At 48.4% G+C, this 14,032-nt stretch carries 22 protein-coding genes; 2 read left to right on the top strand and 20 right to left on the bottom strand.

All coding sequences use genetic code 11. The features are described 5' to 3' along the window. Positions 1–98 precede the first annotated feature (98 nt). The 18 genes from GJR95_RS22435 to GJR95_RS22350 form a co-directional block, all read right to left on the bottom strand. Entirely contained in the window at positions 99–953 is an 855-nt protein-coding gene (locus tag GJR95_RS22435) for a hypothetical protein (RefSeq protein ID WP_162387988.1), read from the bottom strand. Between the two features lie 264 nt (positions 954–1,217). Further along, entirely contained in the window at positions 1,218–2,063 is an 846-nt protein-coding gene (locus GJR95_RS22430) for a hypothetical protein (protein ID WP_162387987.1), read from the bottom strand. Between the two features lie 326 nt (positions 2,064–2,389). Then, positions 2,390–3,127, bottom strand: a complete 738-nt coding sequence (locus GJR95_RS22425; RefSeq protein ID WP_162387986.1) for a hypothetical protein — start codon at positions 3,125–3,127, stop codon at positions 2,390–2,392. Positions 3,128–3,240: 113 nt separating this feature from the next. Beyond that, on the bottom strand, positions 3,241–4,509 hold the full coding sequence (locus GJR95_RS22420; RefSeq protein WP_162387985.1) for a hypothetical protein: 1,269 nt from the start codon (positions 4,507–4,509) through the stop codon (positions 3,241–3,243). Further along, on the bottom strand, positions 4,499–5,146 hold the full coding sequence (locus tag GJR95_RS22415; RefSeq protein WP_162387984.1) for a hypothetical protein: 648 nt from the start codon (positions 5,144–5,146) through the stop codon (positions 4,499–4,501). The genes GJR95_RS22420 and GJR95_RS22415 overlap by 11 nt, the downstream gene beginning before the upstream one ends. Before the next feature lie 13 nt (positions 5,147–5,159). Continuing rightward, a complete protein-coding gene (locus GJR95_RS22410) occupies positions 5,160–5,759 on the bottom strand; it encodes a lysozyme family protein (protein ID WP_162387983.1) in 600 nt (199 codons plus the stop codon). A 97-nt stretch (positions 5,760–5,856) separates the two neighbouring features. Further along, the gene (locus GJR95_RS22405; RefSeq protein WP_162387982.1) at positions 5,857–6,303 is read right to left on the bottom strand and encodes a hypothetical protein; all 447 of its coding nucleotides are present in this window, start codon (positions 6,301–6,303) and stop codon (positions 5,857–5,859) included. Between the two features lie 20 nt (positions 6,304–6,323). Continuing rightward, a complete protein-coding gene (locus tag GJR95_RS22400) occupies positions 6,324–6,608 on the bottom strand; it encodes a hypothetical protein (protein WP_162387981.1) in 285 nt (94 codons plus the stop codon). A gap of 4 nt (positions 6,609–6,612) precedes the next feature. Then, positions 6,613–7,200: a lysozyme family protein gene (locus GJR95_RS22395; protein ID WP_162387980.1), complete on the bottom strand. Its 588-nt coding sequence runs from the start codon at positions 7,198–7,200 to the stop codon at positions 6,613–6,615. Position 7,201: 1 nt separating this feature from the next. Continuing rightward, a complete protein-coding gene (locus tag GJR95_RS22390) occupies positions 7,202–7,876 on the bottom strand; it encodes an annexin (protein ID WP_162387979.1) in 675 nt (224 codons plus the stop codon). A 12-nt stretch (positions 7,877–7,888) separates the two neighbouring features. Next, positions 7,889–8,233 (bottom strand): hypothetical protein, encoded by a 345-nt coding sequence (locus GJR95_RS22385; protein WP_162387978.1) that lies wholly within the window; start codon positions 8,231–8,233, stop codon positions 7,889–7,891. A 39-nt stretch (positions 8,234–8,272) separates the two neighbouring features. Beyond that, entirely contained in the window at positions 8,273–8,827 is a 555-nt protein-coding gene (locus tag GJR95_RS22380; protein WP_162387977.1) for a hypothetical protein, read from the bottom strand. A gap of 66 nt (positions 8,828–8,893) precedes the next feature. Further along, entirely contained in the window at positions 8,894–9,064 is a 171-nt protein-coding gene (locus tag GJR95_RS22375; protein ID WP_162387976.1) for a hypothetical protein, read from the bottom strand. 85 nt (positions 9,065–9,149) lie between these two features. Further along, complete coding sequence (locus GJR95_RS22370) at positions 9,150–9,788, bottom strand: hypothetical protein (RefSeq protein WP_162387975.1); 639 nt, start codon at positions 9,786–9,788, stop codon at positions 9,150–9,152. Between the two features lie 36 nt (positions 9,789–9,824). Continuing rightward, positions 9,825–10,181 carry a hypothetical protein gene (locus GJR95_RS22365; protein ID WP_162387974.1) on the bottom strand — a complete coding sequence of 119 codons (357 nt, stop codon included), beginning with the start codon at positions 10,179–10,181 and terminating at the stop codon, positions 9,825–9,827. Continuing rightward, entirely contained in the window at positions 10,168–10,665 is a 498-nt protein-coding gene (locus GJR95_RS22360; protein WP_162387973.1) for a hypothetical protein, read from the bottom strand. Before GJR95_RS22360 ends, GJR95_RS22365 begins: the two co-directional genes overlap by 14 nt. 4 nt (positions 10,666–10,669) lie before the next feature. Beyond that, the gene (locus GJR95_RS22355; RefSeq protein ID WP_162387972.1) at positions 10,670–11,125 is read right to left on the bottom strand and encodes an NDR1/HIN1-like protein; all 456 of its coding nucleotides are present in this window, start codon (positions 11,123–11,125) and stop codon (positions 10,670–10,672) included. Beyond that, positions 11,122–11,853, bottom strand: a complete 732-nt coding sequence (locus tag GJR95_RS22350; RefSeq protein WP_162387971.1) for a hypothetical protein — start codon at positions 11,851–11,853, stop codon at positions 11,122–11,124. The genes GJR95_RS22355 and GJR95_RS22350 overlap by 4 nt, the downstream gene beginning before the upstream one ends. A 97-nt stretch (positions 11,854–11,950) precedes the next feature. Between GJR95_RS22350 and GJR95_RS22345 the strand changes: the two genes are divergently transcribed. Together GJR95_RS22345 and GJR95_RS22340 are read left to right on the top strand one after the other, a co-directional pair. Beyond that, complete coding sequence (locus tag GJR95_RS22345) at positions 11,951–12,136, top strand: DUF4248 domain-containing protein (RefSeq protein WP_162387970.1); 186 nt, start codon at positions 11,951–11,953, stop codon at positions 12,134–12,136. A 125-nt stretch (positions 12,137–12,261) separates the two neighbouring features. Further along, positions 12,262–12,714, top strand: a complete 453-nt coding sequence (locus GJR95_RS22340; RefSeq protein ID WP_162387969.1) for a DUF4440 domain-containing protein — start codon at positions 12,262–12,264, stop codon at positions 12,712–12,714. Positions 12,715–12,828: 114 nt separating this feature from the next. On the opposite strand, the gene GJR95_RS22335 is transcribed toward GJR95_RS22340, so the two are convergent. Further along, positions 12,829–13,026, bottom strand: coding sequence for a hypothetical protein (locus tag GJR95_RS22335; protein WP_162387968.1), 198 nt, complete (start codon positions 13,024–13,026; stop codon positions 12,829–12,831). A 108-nt stretch (positions 13,027–13,134) separates the two neighbouring features. After that, positions 13,135–14,010 carry a CHC2 zinc finger domain-containing protein gene (locus GJR95_RS22330; protein ID WP_162387967.1) on the bottom strand — a complete coding sequence of 292 codons (876 nt, stop codon included), beginning with the start codon at positions 14,008–14,010 and terminating at the stop codon, positions 13,135–13,137. Between the last annotated feature and the right edge of the window lie 22 nt (positions 14,011–14,032).

The raw sequence follows: 14,032 nt of genomic DNA, 5'->3' as shown, positions 1-14,032 counted from the left end.
ATGGTTATCAACTTGTTAGGGCGAAAAAAGCCCAAAAATATGGTTGCTCAACTAGAAGACTTTGCCGACAAATTCCTAACATTGATTCAGTTCATGAATCAAGAACTGGTTTTATAAGAAAGCCCTGCATCAGCATAAAACGCAATCCAATCCTTTTCTTCCCTTTTAAAAGAAGTTATACTTCCTGATGTATATCCATTATATAAATCAGTTCCGAATCTCAATTCCGAAGAAAACAACCTTGTCAAAAATTTAGTTGCTATATTAATACTAGTAATCCGTTTTACTTCGCCCTCTCCAACACTAATACTTAAATCCCGACAAATACTAATTATTGTTTCAAGAGCCTTTAATTTAAGTTCATAGTTTTTGGCTTTAAGTATTTTACCCAACTTTTCGAAATTATTGATTAGGGCGCTATAACCACTAATAGTCCTATAGTCACTTTTTAATGATTTAAGAAAAAATGAATCAATCCCATCTGAAAGTCCATCTATTGTTTTTATAATTTCTTGTTCATCTAAATGTATTTCAGAGTGCATAATTATATTACGATAAGTTTCAATCTCTCTAAATTTATTTTCTAAATTATCGTCTAAATTATACTTAGAGATCATTTTGATTCTTTCAATAGCTTCACTGAAAGTTACAGTATGAATTTTCTTTTTAAGAGAAGTTTCAAATACACTGCTTAAATTTTTTGCTTGCATTTCTTTATAAGCCTTCTTTACTGTTATATCGATTTCTTTAAATACTAAATATTCGCTGTGTTTTATGAGCACATCTTTTAACAATATTTCTATTCCATGTTGAATGAAAAGTATTGCATCTTTTAAAAGAAAAAATCTGTTATTATCATTTGGATTTTTGAAAAGTAAATTTTCATAGGAAATTATGTTCGCAAAACCTTTTTTTAGCGAATCTATGCCGCTTTCTAATAAAGAAATTTTCATTTTATTTATTAACAGTAAACGATTGAAATAAAGGTATTAAAGTACAGGTAAAAAACAATTTTAAGTCCATAAGGTCCATTATAGGCCCGTGAATAAGTTTAAAAGATTTAGTATGGCCTTGCCACGCAGATAATGTATGGTCTAAAAGCGTCTCCATTACTTTACAGGCTTATTCTCGGGTCTATAACATTCAAAGCTTTATAAATGGTTTTTTTCGCTAGCTAATATGTGCTTCGACGCTATACTGTTGTTAAGAAATGCTGTTTATTTACAGAGCGAAAGGCCATAATCCAACACTTCACTAATATTAATGTAAGTTGTTGCGTTCTCTTTAGGTATACCATCTTCGATTAGCTTCTTTGTTGCCTTCTCATCGACTGCCCATATTTCGCTTGTATCCCTGCCACCGTTATTTTTGGCATAGGTTGATCCAAGTCCATTTACACCGTAAACAATACCATTAGCCTCAAAGGTAACCTTGTTATTTTCACATTTTAGTATGCCTTGCTCAACTGTGAAAGGCCAGTTCTTGAATTGATCTCTCCGAATTAGTTTTGAATTTGAGGTTTCCATAGAAGTATTAGATTTTTTAATTTTATTAAGTTGCGCTACAAGGCTTGAATTTTTTAATTGGAGTTTCTGTACCTCTATCTTTAACTTTATCCTTTCCTCGTCAATCCTGTTTTTGGCTGTATAGTCGCCAATAAAAAAGCCTGCGCCGTATAAAATACCGGCAATAGCAGTAATTAAGGCAATTGCCCAGGATTCAGAGATGCGGTATAGAAAGTTAATTTTGGGCGACTCAGATACGGCAACTGGAATGGGTGGTATCGGATTTAAATGGTTTAGAGACCCATTGATCTCAATATATTTAATGCAGTTTCTAATCAGTTCTTTAGCAAGCCTAATATCACTATCAAACTGCCACTTGTCGTAAAATATTGAGTATACACTTGTGTGCGTCAAGAAATTAGAATCATCACCCAAGTACTTTTTTATTATCCCCACCGTAAAGTCCGCCCAAATACGGCCTTTCATCCTATCAGTAACATTATCCAACTCTTCCAGTTGATACTCAAAGGCTTTGATAGCCTTTTCCTCTATGCTCATTTTTCAGGGCTTTCAGACAAATGTAAACCGGTACACAATTTAGTACAATTCATGTGGATTTAGTGTAAAATCAGATCAAACCGCCATTGAAAAACTGAGTGTATGTTTCCTTAGACGATCTGACTTTAGGAATTTTAGAGCAGGTTAGTCTATTAAAGACAAATCGAAAAAGGGTTCAGGACTTCTTCCATAAGAAGGAGGTCACCTTCTTTACAAACTAATTCACGGGTCAATAAATAGAAACCGCCCGGCCAATGGTCGGGCGGTTTGCTGTGCTTGATGACAAAGTTCGATCAACTGTTAAAAAGATTTGGTTAAGAATTAAACTAAGGAATCTCAATCACCAAATCTCCCTCCCCATTCTTCACGCCCGTAGGCCGCTTTTCGAGCAAGAACACGGCAATGCTTAAGATTGCCGCCAAACCGAATACATAGCCAGCCCGACGAAACCCGCCAAACAGGTAAGCCAGCAACACGACTAATATGGCAAAGTAGATATAGACCTTTTCAGAGGTGAGCAAGGCCGATAGCGAGTCAGGAGCGACGAAACCGCCGTACAGATAAAACCGCACGTCTTGCCCTAATCGGTCGTTGGCGCTTAATAGTGCGTCAGGCAATACAACGGTGTAGCCCTCAATACTAAGCGGCAAATAACTGTTGTGCCGGTCGGCTGGACTGGTTTTCTGGAAGAACGTGAGCGGTTGGCGGTCGTAGGGGTTTTCGTAGATTTCGACCGGGTGCGAATGGAACCGAATCGGTAAGGCTCCTGATGCCAGGGCGTTCGCTCGTACGGATGCTGAACTAGCCGGTTGATAGCCTGTTTTGCGTTCGTTGCCGGTTAGCTGGTTGGGTAAGATCGTAAAGCGCGTAATCACTAACGACCCGTTAGCTGGATAGGCCCACAGGATGCCGCCCGTTTCTTCGTGCAGGGGATAAGCCGCCTGTAGCTGTTTCAATACAGCCGCTTTGATGACGACCGAAACCGGCGATTTGAGCACCAGCGTTTTGCGGCCTTCGGTGGTAATCTCCCGAAAGTATCCGGCATTCACTAATTCAGCGATCATACAAAAGAATGTTTGGCGATATCACTCATCGAGGAGCTGGTATACAGAATAGTATTTGGGTAAAAAATTAAGCCGGGTCAATCTGCCCGGCTTAATCTGACTCGTCATCACGGTTAGACTTTGCCCGTTACGCGGCCTAAGGCGATTAAACCCAGGAGCAGAAAGGCCCACATTAACTTTTTGGATTGCCTGACAAACAGGCCCACCAGCACCAGCCCCGCCAGCAGGATTAAGACCCAATCAATAGCGGCTAGTCGGGTGTCTGGCGCGTTGTATAAAACCAGTGGAAACACATCGACCGTCCCCAATCCTAAGTAGGGTGTACTATTCTGAAAAAAGACGGTTGACAGGCTATTACTCCAATCACTGGCAAAGTGGTCGATAGCCGCGCCAAACAAATGATCCTGCCCACTACTGGTGTGGTAGTCCGGCCAAAATGGTTCGTTAAAATCCGGTCCTTTCCACGTATGGGGATAGCTGCCAATCAATTGCTGCAAGCCCTGCGCGGTCGGAATGTCATACAGACAATGGGGAACCGGTTGGAGTTCTTCCTGCACCACTACCAAGGCTAATTCCGGCTTTTGGTACGTACTGCGGATGTGATCGAACACATACCGGAATTGCTCCAAAAATGCCGCCGTCGATGTGCCCCGGTCATTGTAGCCATGTTCCACTAAAATCGCCCGAACGCCCGTTTTGGGAATGTAGTTGATAAACACATCCTCTAGGGGTTCCAAGGGTTGACGACTAGCCGGGTCAGTGGTGCCCGGTGGCAGGCTGGTACGGGTTTGACCCGTTAAGAGCTGATAGGCTTGCAGGATATTACTACCGCCATAAGCGCACCCATAGAACAGAACCGGAACGCCTAACCGCTTGACTAACTGGTCGCCGAGTTGCCCCCAGGCGTCAGGATGATCATGGAACGGACCTACTTTAGTGGTTAACTGTCCGAACTGATAATTACGGCTGGTCAGGTTATCCAGCAACGTAATCACCCGTTCGTCATTGGCCGGTAGCTGGTGACTCTGATCGTGCCCACCCTGCATAAAACTATGGCCGAACAAAACGAACACTTCACCCGCGCCAACCCGGTTCCGTAAGATTATCGTTTCGCCTGCCGATACGGTTAGCGAATACCAGCCGCCCGGCAAACGAACCGTTCCGGCAAAATGCCCATCCTTATCGACGGGTAGTGTCTGCACGAACGGAATCGCATAATCCAGCGTCTGCGTGGCTCCAACATTGACCGGGCTAAACGATGCTGTCACGTTATCGATGCCCGGCGTTACCGTTCCTGAAACCGGGATATAGGCGAACCCGGCGTTATCGCGCTGATAAACAGCGTTTAAAAAGGGTTCCTGAATAGTGAGCTTAGTTGGCATGGGGCACGATGCTGGATAAGAAGTGGAGAAAAGCGGCCAGCAATCCGGCCAGGATCGCCAGCCGAACGCCCGGCGTCAGGCTCTTAAAATCGGTCGGCAAGCGACTGTAGCCATAGGCCGACACGAAGCCGAAGACGGTAATACAGGCCAGCCAGCAACCGCCTAGCGCTACCGATAGTGTCCAGCAAATGGACCCCACGGATTTGAGTACGAAGGACATAAACCCCATCTCTAACCGGGCGCTGGTGAAGTCGGTCAGAAAGAAACCAGCCAGGGCAAACGCCGATTGGAGAAACAGCCGGTTGATCCGCCGTTTCACCTGGTGGTGTTGGGCTTCGATCTGTTCTTCATTCGATGCCTGCAACTGTTCGTCCGAGACCAACCCTAGCTCCTTGCGTAACTCGTTGGCGTGGTTGTCAGCTTGAGCGGCAAAGCGATATAAGCGTTGTTTGTCGTCATCGGTTTGGGCTTTTTCGGCCTGGTTGCGGTAGCCCTGCGCTTCGTTTTCGTAGACTGTAATCAAACCTAGTTTTTCGGCCCGTTCCTGTTCGGCGGCTTGCCGTTTATCGGTCTCAATCTGAGCCAGTTGTGCTTCAAGCTGTGCCGCCTGCGTATTTAAATCGTCTAAGGTTGCCATGAGTCAAAAAGGGTTAGTAGGTGCCAGCCGGAACGAACCGGGCAATCTGTTGCTTCACGTCGCGAATGGTAATCAGCCCGTCACGATTGCCGTCGAGTACCCGATTGAGTCGGTAACGTCGTCGGTCGAGGGCGGTTCTGCCGTCCGCACGGTATAAGATTTGGGGATCAGGATGACCCAGAAAGGCAGGCGCAAACACCACTAAATAAGCGTCGTACACGTCATGCACCCGGCCTTTATAGGGTTGGTAGTAGCGTTCGACATAAGCCAGTTGCTCAACCGGATTCATAGCCGCCAGCTTGCCCGGCGTCGTGCCTAATCGGTAGGCCGTTGACGGAATGAACTGAATCAAGCCGACCGAGCCGGAATAGGGATTTTTTACATTGGCCCGAAACGTGCCTGCCGTCTCAAAGCGCATGACCACCATCAGCCATTCGGGTTTGACGGCCAGCCGTCCGGCGATACCAGTAACCTCCGAGACGAACGAAGCCCGGTAATCGGCGGGTACTAACTCGGAGTAGATCAGGGCTTGTGGTTTGCGCGTGGGCGGCTTGGCATCGGCACAAAAAAAGACCGATGCTGCCAGGAGCAGTACCCCTAAAAATGAGTTCATACGATAGAAAAAGAGGAAGGGGTGAGACGAAAAAAGGGAGCCGAACACAACCCGGCCCGGCTCCCTACAAAGTGGCCTTCAGTGGCCGGTCGGGTGACTAAATGCCGATGGCGTCAGCCGGTACGTAGTGGACTTCTTCAATCAGCACATATTCGACTTCCCCTTCATCGCCCCCGTAGGTCAACATGACCGTATCCCGAACGCCAACTCCCGGCATCATCGGCACGGCGGCTAAGGGATAGATTTGCGACGCGGTAGACGGATGAACCACCATCGACCCATCGGCATTGGGCCGGGCGTGGAGACTGACAAAGCCCATCTCATGGGTAATACTGGCACTCGTTTGAATCTGGTAGGACCCCCAGGGCACTTGTTTTTCAATGAGCGGCCCTAAGGCGTGTTCCCGTTGCCGCCCCACGTAGATGGTTACCCCTGGTTTGAGGACGAATAGATAGGCTTCATCGGCTTCGATGGTGACCTGAACCGATACGGGGCCCAGGGCAATGGCCCGAAAGATGCTGTGTCGAATTAAGGAAGAAAACATAGCGAATGGGTTAAAAAGGGTTAGGCTTTGATGTCGACCAGTAGCACCGCCGATTGGGCGTATTTGTTGGCAAACGACAGATTGTAAGTGCCTGCCGACAGCGCCAGCGAACCGCCCGGTTTGACGGCATACAAGGCATTGAGGACCGCGTTTTTATCGCTGATCGATAGCTCGCTCATGGCGTCGTCTAACTCGTCGGAGGTCACAAACAGGTTGGCCGATGAGCTGTTAATCAGCGTGGTTTTAGCCGTCACGGGAGCCTGAATGGGTCCCGCCTGGGTGATGGGGGTGAAGGTTTTAGCCATTGATTTAGGCGCGTTTAAGGGTAAAAAAGAGGACGATGATGACCGCTATGGCGGCAATGGGTAAGACCTTTTGGTCGGTGGTGATACTGCCAGCACTATAGCCAGCCGGGATGTAGCGGCTAATGACCTGCTTGATTTCGCCCACCGTAATCACGCCGTCATTATTCGTATCCAGCGGTTTATTGGCGGTGTACTGTTTCGAAGGCGATACGTAGACTTTTTGCGCGTCAGGCCGACCGATGTAGGCCGGAGCAAACACGGCCAGATAGACCCCGTACAAATCGGTCATTTTGCCCCGATAGGGGTTCAGATATTTTTCGACCCAATCCAGTTGGGACACGGCGTCCATCGCCCGTAGTTGATCGAGGGTAACGCCTAAGCCACTGATGCCCACGGCGGTAAACTGAATCAAGCCGTAGGCTTCACTGTTGGGATTCTTCACGGAGGGTGAGAATGTGTTAGCACTCTCAAAGCGCATGACGATCATTAACCAGTTGGGATCGATGCCGAGCCGGTTGCAGATGGTTATGACCTTGTTGAGAAAAGCGGTTCGGTAAGCGGCTGGTACGGAGGTTTCGTAAGCGAGCGCCATGTTAAGACAGGTTTACGGCGCTTTTGAGCACCCAATACGGAACGCTATACAGGGTGCCCACAAACGGAACCGTTACGGGCTGATCGTACTTGACAAACAGGTTGGTATCCCCCTTATTGGGAATATCAGGCAGCACACGCTCACTCGTATACGTCCCTAACAATTCACCCTTTTGCGCCTGCCGAACCGTGCCGTACGGGGCTTTATCGACCCGAATATTAACGGTCTGATTGGCCGTGACTTTGCGGCCCACGTTCGCCGTTGGGTTGGTGGCCGGGTTACTGGTGGGCGTCGTTTTGTAGACGATGTTCCAGAAGTTTTGCAGGTCGGTTCGACTGAGTTCCGATTGCAAATCAGTGGTTAACTCGGAACTGTACAGCACCCGGTAACTGTCCGACACTTTGGAATAATCCCGGATTTGTTGGGCGGTCTGCATGATCAGGTCTACATCCGTGCCGTCGACGCTCATCAGCAGCTTCACACCCGAACGGTTCATGGCATCCCGCAACGCCTGCGCCTGTTGGGTATTGAGGTCGGTGCCTGCCGTATCGAGGTAGGTTTGCTGTTTGGATTTACCAAATCCCGAAATCAGCAGATATACGCCCACCAGGGCCAACACCATCAGCAGGATGTTGTTGTAGCCGCCGTCGTTTAACTCTTTCAGCTTGTCGCTCATGAGAGTAAGGGGTTAAAACTTGAAGGATTTCAGCAGGGACCAGAACGGAATCTGTTGCGCCAGCCGGGGAAACGCCTGCTCCACATCGGTCAGTTTGATGGTGCCTTTATCGGCTTTGGCCTTTAGTTCGTAGGCTTTGGCGATGTTTTCCGGCGTCAGGATCTGCTTGGAGAAAGCCGGATCAGCTTTGATGCCGTCCGCAATTTTCTCAATGATGTCAGTAGCGATGGCCGGATCGTCGGTCGCATCAGCCAGGGCGTTAAAGAGCCGGGCTAATTGAAACTGCACATAGTCTTTATCAATGACCTGTACGTCAGTTGATTCAGTACTCACAGAAAGTTCTTTAGTCTTGGCCATGATGGGGTAAGGGGTTAGGGGTTGCCAGGGGAAAGGGGATCAGAGCCGGAAACCCGACCCACCCGAAAACACTTTTTTCATTTCACTAGCGGCCTGCACGGTATCTGATGCCTTTCGGGTCATCTCCAAAAAGTCCGGCGTACCGTCGTCATCGTCGTCCTTCATGTAATTGTGCAGGGCGTCGATTTTCTTGCGGTATTCGGGCCAGTCCTTAATGAAGGCCATGAAATCGCCGTGCATCTGTTCGAGCAAGATCCGTTGCCGGGTTTCTTCCTGAATCTTGAGCACCACCGCGTCCGAAATGCCGTACACATTGGTCGAAGGAGCTGCCTGCATGGGGTTGGAGGTTTGGGCACTGGTGCCTTTAGTGAACGGGAACAGATAGGAACCGGAACGGTCTTTAGGATTGCGCGAACATTCGAGCTTGTACTGACCCGGTGGCAGAAATTGAACCGTTTTGCGGAACTGCTCCACGCTGGCGTTTAGATCGGCTTCATCGGTGTTATCGCCAATCTTATTGTTGCCGGATCGAATCCACCAAAAGGGCGTCTTGTTGTGGTGGAGATAATCCACCGCCTGTTCTACAGTATCCATGCCAGAGGGGTTTAAACAGGCCCGGCCAACGCCCAACGAGCGGGGATTCGGTCAGCCGGGACACTGTTATTTTTTCATTTTAGCAACCCGTTCCCGGACTTGCTTGCGCTGCATCTGTTCGCGCTTGATGGTATCATTAAAGGCCTTTACTTTCTTGCAGCGCTGTTCGTAGTTCTGCAAGGTTTTCAGGCTGGCCCCGGCTTTGGGAGCCTTCGGGTAACGCTTCATTTTTGCCATGTTGGACCGAATGAGTTAGGGTTAAAAAAGAGGAAAGCGGCCCGGCCTATTCGGGTAGTACCGGGCCTGTTAGCGATGCCGGATACTACCGATACGAGCGCCGTTTTTTGCTGAGTCCGAGGGCGGGTGCAATCAGCGGTTTCCACAGCAGGGCAACCAGAACCAGCAGCACCAACCACCAGTAGTTCGACAGGAACGTACTGATCTGCTCGCCAATGGTCGGCGCTTTATACGTCGTGTCGGTGGTCGTCACCGTGCCACCATTTGAGGTAGTGGTTACGGTGCCACCGCCCGAACTGGTCGAGCCGGTACTGGTCGTCGTGCCGCCACTGCTGGACGTGTTGGTTGACGTGGTGGCTCCCCCCGTTTCATTGGAAACACTGTTTCCTGCCGTTGATGTAGCCGTAACCCAGTCCGAGGCTTTATTCAAATAGTAGTCGAAAGCCGGACCCGTTGCCGGTTGCAGATAGGCGGGGGCCACACTAATGGTTTGGTTCTCCGAGTAGGGACCAAGTGAACATTGAGCCGATGAATAGGGGAAAATGTAGTTGGGGCCTGCCGTGCTGTTGCGCAGATTGTCAGCATAGGCGGCTGGCTTTGCCTTCAACATCATTGTCCCATCGGCAAACACCTGACCGACGATCACCACATACTTACCGTCCGAGGTTTGATCGACAAAAACCGGCCCGGCTTTACCTAAATAACCTACTTGTTGCAATGCCATTGGATTCGAATTTATTGGTTAAAAAAAGAGAAAAGGTTACTCGTTAAACGACTGGAAAATGACCGGATAAATGGCTTTCCAGCCGACTGAATTCGACCAGGCATCCACAAAAGCCAAGCCTGAACCCAGAGCAAAGGCCGGAAATCGGTGGTCGCGAATGGTGCTATAATCGCTGGCCAGTCGAAGCGGAATTTTTACGTTTTCGGGCGATGCTTCAAAGCCCATCGCCACCGCCGAATAAATGCCCAATTGTTTGAGGTAAGCCGGAGAACGGAACACCACCCGCCCGACCTGATTGACGCCAAAGGCGTATTTTTTGCCATTGACCACCACTTCAAAGAAGGGTTGATTGACGGCAGTTTGCCCGATTTGGGCGATTCTAACGCTTGCCATTTTTGGAGTTGTTAAAAAAGAGGAAGTAGAACAAAATCAGCAGGACCAAAAAGGTAATCATCAGTACTTTGGGGTCGGAAAAGTCGATGTTAAAGACGCGGTTGCCGGGATCAGGCGCATTGCTGGTGGTGTCGGTTGGCGTGCCGTTGTTGGTCGTGCCAGCGGTGCCGGTACCCAACAAACTCGCATAGGAAGGATAAGCCGCGACAATATTCTTATTGGACAGAATCCCGTTTTTGGTCAGGATCGACAGCGCCTTATCGCCATACTTCAAGATAAAATCCAGCGTGTTGGCAAACTTATCATTACCCTTCGCTTCGGCGGTGGCTTTGGCGTCGGTTACATCAGCGGTTAGCTTGGCATCACTAGGCGAAGCATAGTCTAAGGCGCTGAAATCGAAATTAGCGGCTGCATACGCCTGGGGGTCATAATAGACGCTCCACTCGTCGTAAGGGCTGTAATCGTCATAGGGGTTCTCGTCCATCGGCTTAAAATTTAGGAAGGTCTACGTCAAAGGACTGTTTAAGCGGCACCTGGAAACCTTCGGCGTAGATTAGCCCATCAATCAGCAAGCCCACTTTGCCCCCCTTGAACTGGTTGATAATCGAGCCTGCCGCCGTCAAGAGGTCGAAATAGGAAATGTTGACCTTGACAATCAGGACCGTAGCCCCGTTGGGGGTGATCGTCTGCGGACTGGTGATCAGGGCTTTACCTAAGAACTTACCCGCACTCATCACGTCGAAGTCCGCCGACTTGACATTGATCGAGCCGGAACTAACGTTTTGCGCTTTAAGGGGCAGATCGAACGAAATGTTACCGCCCTGTAAACTAACGTGTTGGGGCAAGCCCACGGTAAATTCTAACTGCCGGGCGGTGCTGACCTTGTTGAGAATGTACAAGGCAATGATGAGCACAATAACCAGAATGATAAATCCTTTCTTCATCGCCGTTGTTGGTTTCGTAACGCCAGTAAAAGCAGGAGCAGTAACCCCGCCCCGACGTAGTAATACCAGGTTGGTATGGTCGTTGGCGCTTTTTGGATGGGTTCCTTCGGGTCGGGTGGTGTCGGGTCTGGATCGGCTACCACCAACTCTTTAAGCAGTTGCGTGCGGATGGTAGCCAGTTCTTTGAGATCATTGGCATAGTCCTGAATCAGGGACTGAACCTTATACTGTTCCAGGGTTTGGGCCGACGTGGCTTGCGCCTGCACAAACGTGACAGCAGTGCCCACCACCGGAACCAGCGACAGGGCCGACGTGACCACTTTCGTCAGGGCATTGAAACTATCGGTCGATTGCCCCTGAAGCTTGGTCAGCAACTGGTCGGTACGCCCTTTAATGAATTTGACCCGTTCATTAATGGCGTTGATCCGTTCATTGACCCAGGCCAGCCGGTCGGCGGCTGATGTGCCCCGATAAGGAATTTTGACCGCGTTGAGCGTAGACCCTGACTGGTTGTTGATGGCATTGAGTTCGGGCCAGAACGCGGTTTCGTCCAGCCAGAAATTACTGCCGCCAAATCCAAACCAGTTCCAGGTACTCGGATTGGGAATACCGCTATCGGCTTTGGGGTCAAAGTATTCCAGGACGCCGTTATAGGTAGTGTTCAGATCAGCCATTACATCGACTTGCCAGTTTGGTTTGAAAGCGCATTTGCTTCGTTGACTGTGCAAGAATAGTATGACTTTTAGTATGGATTTAGGTTTACTACCTTTAACGAAGGATAACTGAGGAAAACCGGGGAAAACGCAGGATAACCGAGGGAAACGAATGAAAACGGCGAAACTAGGCGTCTACAGCAAAGCCGATTTTTTGCTGGCTTATGGGGTCACGATGCCCATTTTTGAGAAGTGGATTGAGGAGATCGAGGAGCAAATCGGCTGGAAGAAAGGCCAAAAACAGAAGTTCCCGCCCCGGCTGGTTCAAATCGTCTTTGACCATCTGGGGGAACCGTGAGATAAGGCTATGTCTTTCGAAAAGAAACGTTTATACTTACGTAGTCTTGTTTACAGATAGGCACTCATATAAAATTGGATGCGATTAAGAAATAGCTCTGCACTTATACTCTATACCCGAACACGATGAAAAAGCTATTTTTACTTTTTACTTTTTGCATAACCCTTTTAGCTACAGGGTTTGCCCAGCGAAAAACGGATGAACTTGCTATTCGAGCCGTTTTGGAAGGCCATTCATTAGCCTGTTTGGATGCCGATGTTGAAAAAGCGGTGAGCTACTACGCTCACTCTCCCTACGTGGCTACTGCTTTTAGCGAGCCAGGTTACCAACGGGGCTATGATGCGGTAGCGGCTGCTTACCGAAAAGAGTTTGCCAACGCCCAGAAAAGCCCAGATAAACTGACGACAAAGGCTTATCGCTACCGAATTGTGGGTAATGTCGCGTTTGTAACCTACATTGAAACCTATACTAAACCAGATGGAACCGTAAGCACTTCTCATAAAGCGGGCTATTTAGAGAAAGAAAATTCCCGCTGGAAGTTGATTGGTAATTTCTGGATACCTGAGAAAGCCCCTTGACTGGCTAATCCTGAAAATACCAACTGACAACAACAAGCCCGGCCAACGTTGGCCGGGCTTGTTGTTTACATAATAGAAGCTTAATTCTATTTGCTGCCAGTAGTCTGATCAAATCTAATCGTTACCTAGCTCAATGACCTCAAAGGGCACCAAGATTTTATTTTCGCGTCGGGCGATTTGGTGCATTACCTTGAGGGTTTTATTGATGGCATCTTCGACCGACTTGGCTTTGATGATCCCACAATCATCAGGGTCGTGAAGCGCCCGAATCATAAAGCGTTTTGGGGTCGTGTTAAAGGTGGGTGTTAGCATCGTTTGTTTGATTTATAGGTGAGAAATGCCAGCCGAAAGCCTACCGTATTTTTCCTGAAAGCCAGTCAAAAGCCCCTCTAAAGCCTACGGTAAGCCTATCCGGTTGTGTTAACGTGCTTTGAGAAAGTCGTTGAAATCGTTGTAGCCCCGATAGATGGTAGACCGATCGACAACCATTACCCCCGTTGCTTCGATAGCCGATAGGGCGTTTTGTCCCGCACGGTCATTATCCAAATAGCAGAAAACCGTTTGGGCCTTTTCCAGAGTGGGTAATGCCTGTTTTAGATTCGTGACTGAATTTAAAACAATAGTATGGCTGCTTGGCAACTGTTTCCCGTAGTAGGTAAGGGCAGAAAGGAAATTAAAGAAACCCTCAAAAACATAATAGGATCGACTCTCAGCAACCGGGATCGTGGTAATATCACTACCACCAATCCACGTTTTAAATTTCTCATTTCGAATTGCCCAGCTTCCTGAATCAGTACGAAATCCGATCCCAAAATAGCGGCTACCTTTTCGGGTATAATGAATTTGCCGGACCCAACTCTGAGCATAGGCAAACGGGATGCCCCGTTGCTGTTCTACATACTCAATTAATTTAGGGTGTTGCAGGGTTCGATTGGCCGTGATGCGAAACGTGGTATCCACGTCCGTTTCGGAAGAAATCTGATAGCTGGCTAGTTCCTCTGTATCGAAGGTGCCCGTAAAGGCTTGTAATCGCTTTACCGCATCAATAAAGGCAATCTTCTCCAACTGTTGAACCAACCGGATAACGTCTCCCTTTTGGCCCGTACTGTAATCATAAAACACGTTGGCAATCTCGTTGACAAAAAAACTGGGTGTTCGTTCGCCCGATAAAGGAGAGCAATAGGCATATTGGTTACGGCCCTTTTGTAATTTATGAGCAGGTAAGACTCCTTTGCTTTGTAGATAGGCAGTAATGGGTATGTTTTTTACCGTTTCGATGGTGGTAGCGTCAATCATTTCTTAGGTGATTAACGCTTTT

It is taken from the genome of Spirosoma endbachense (assembly GCF_010233585.1).
Classification (GTDB): Bacteria; Bacteroidota; Bacteroidia; order Cytophagales; family Spirosomataceae; genus Spirosoma; species Spirosoma endbachense.
This window is presented reverse-complemented; position numbering and strand designations above follow the sequence as displayed.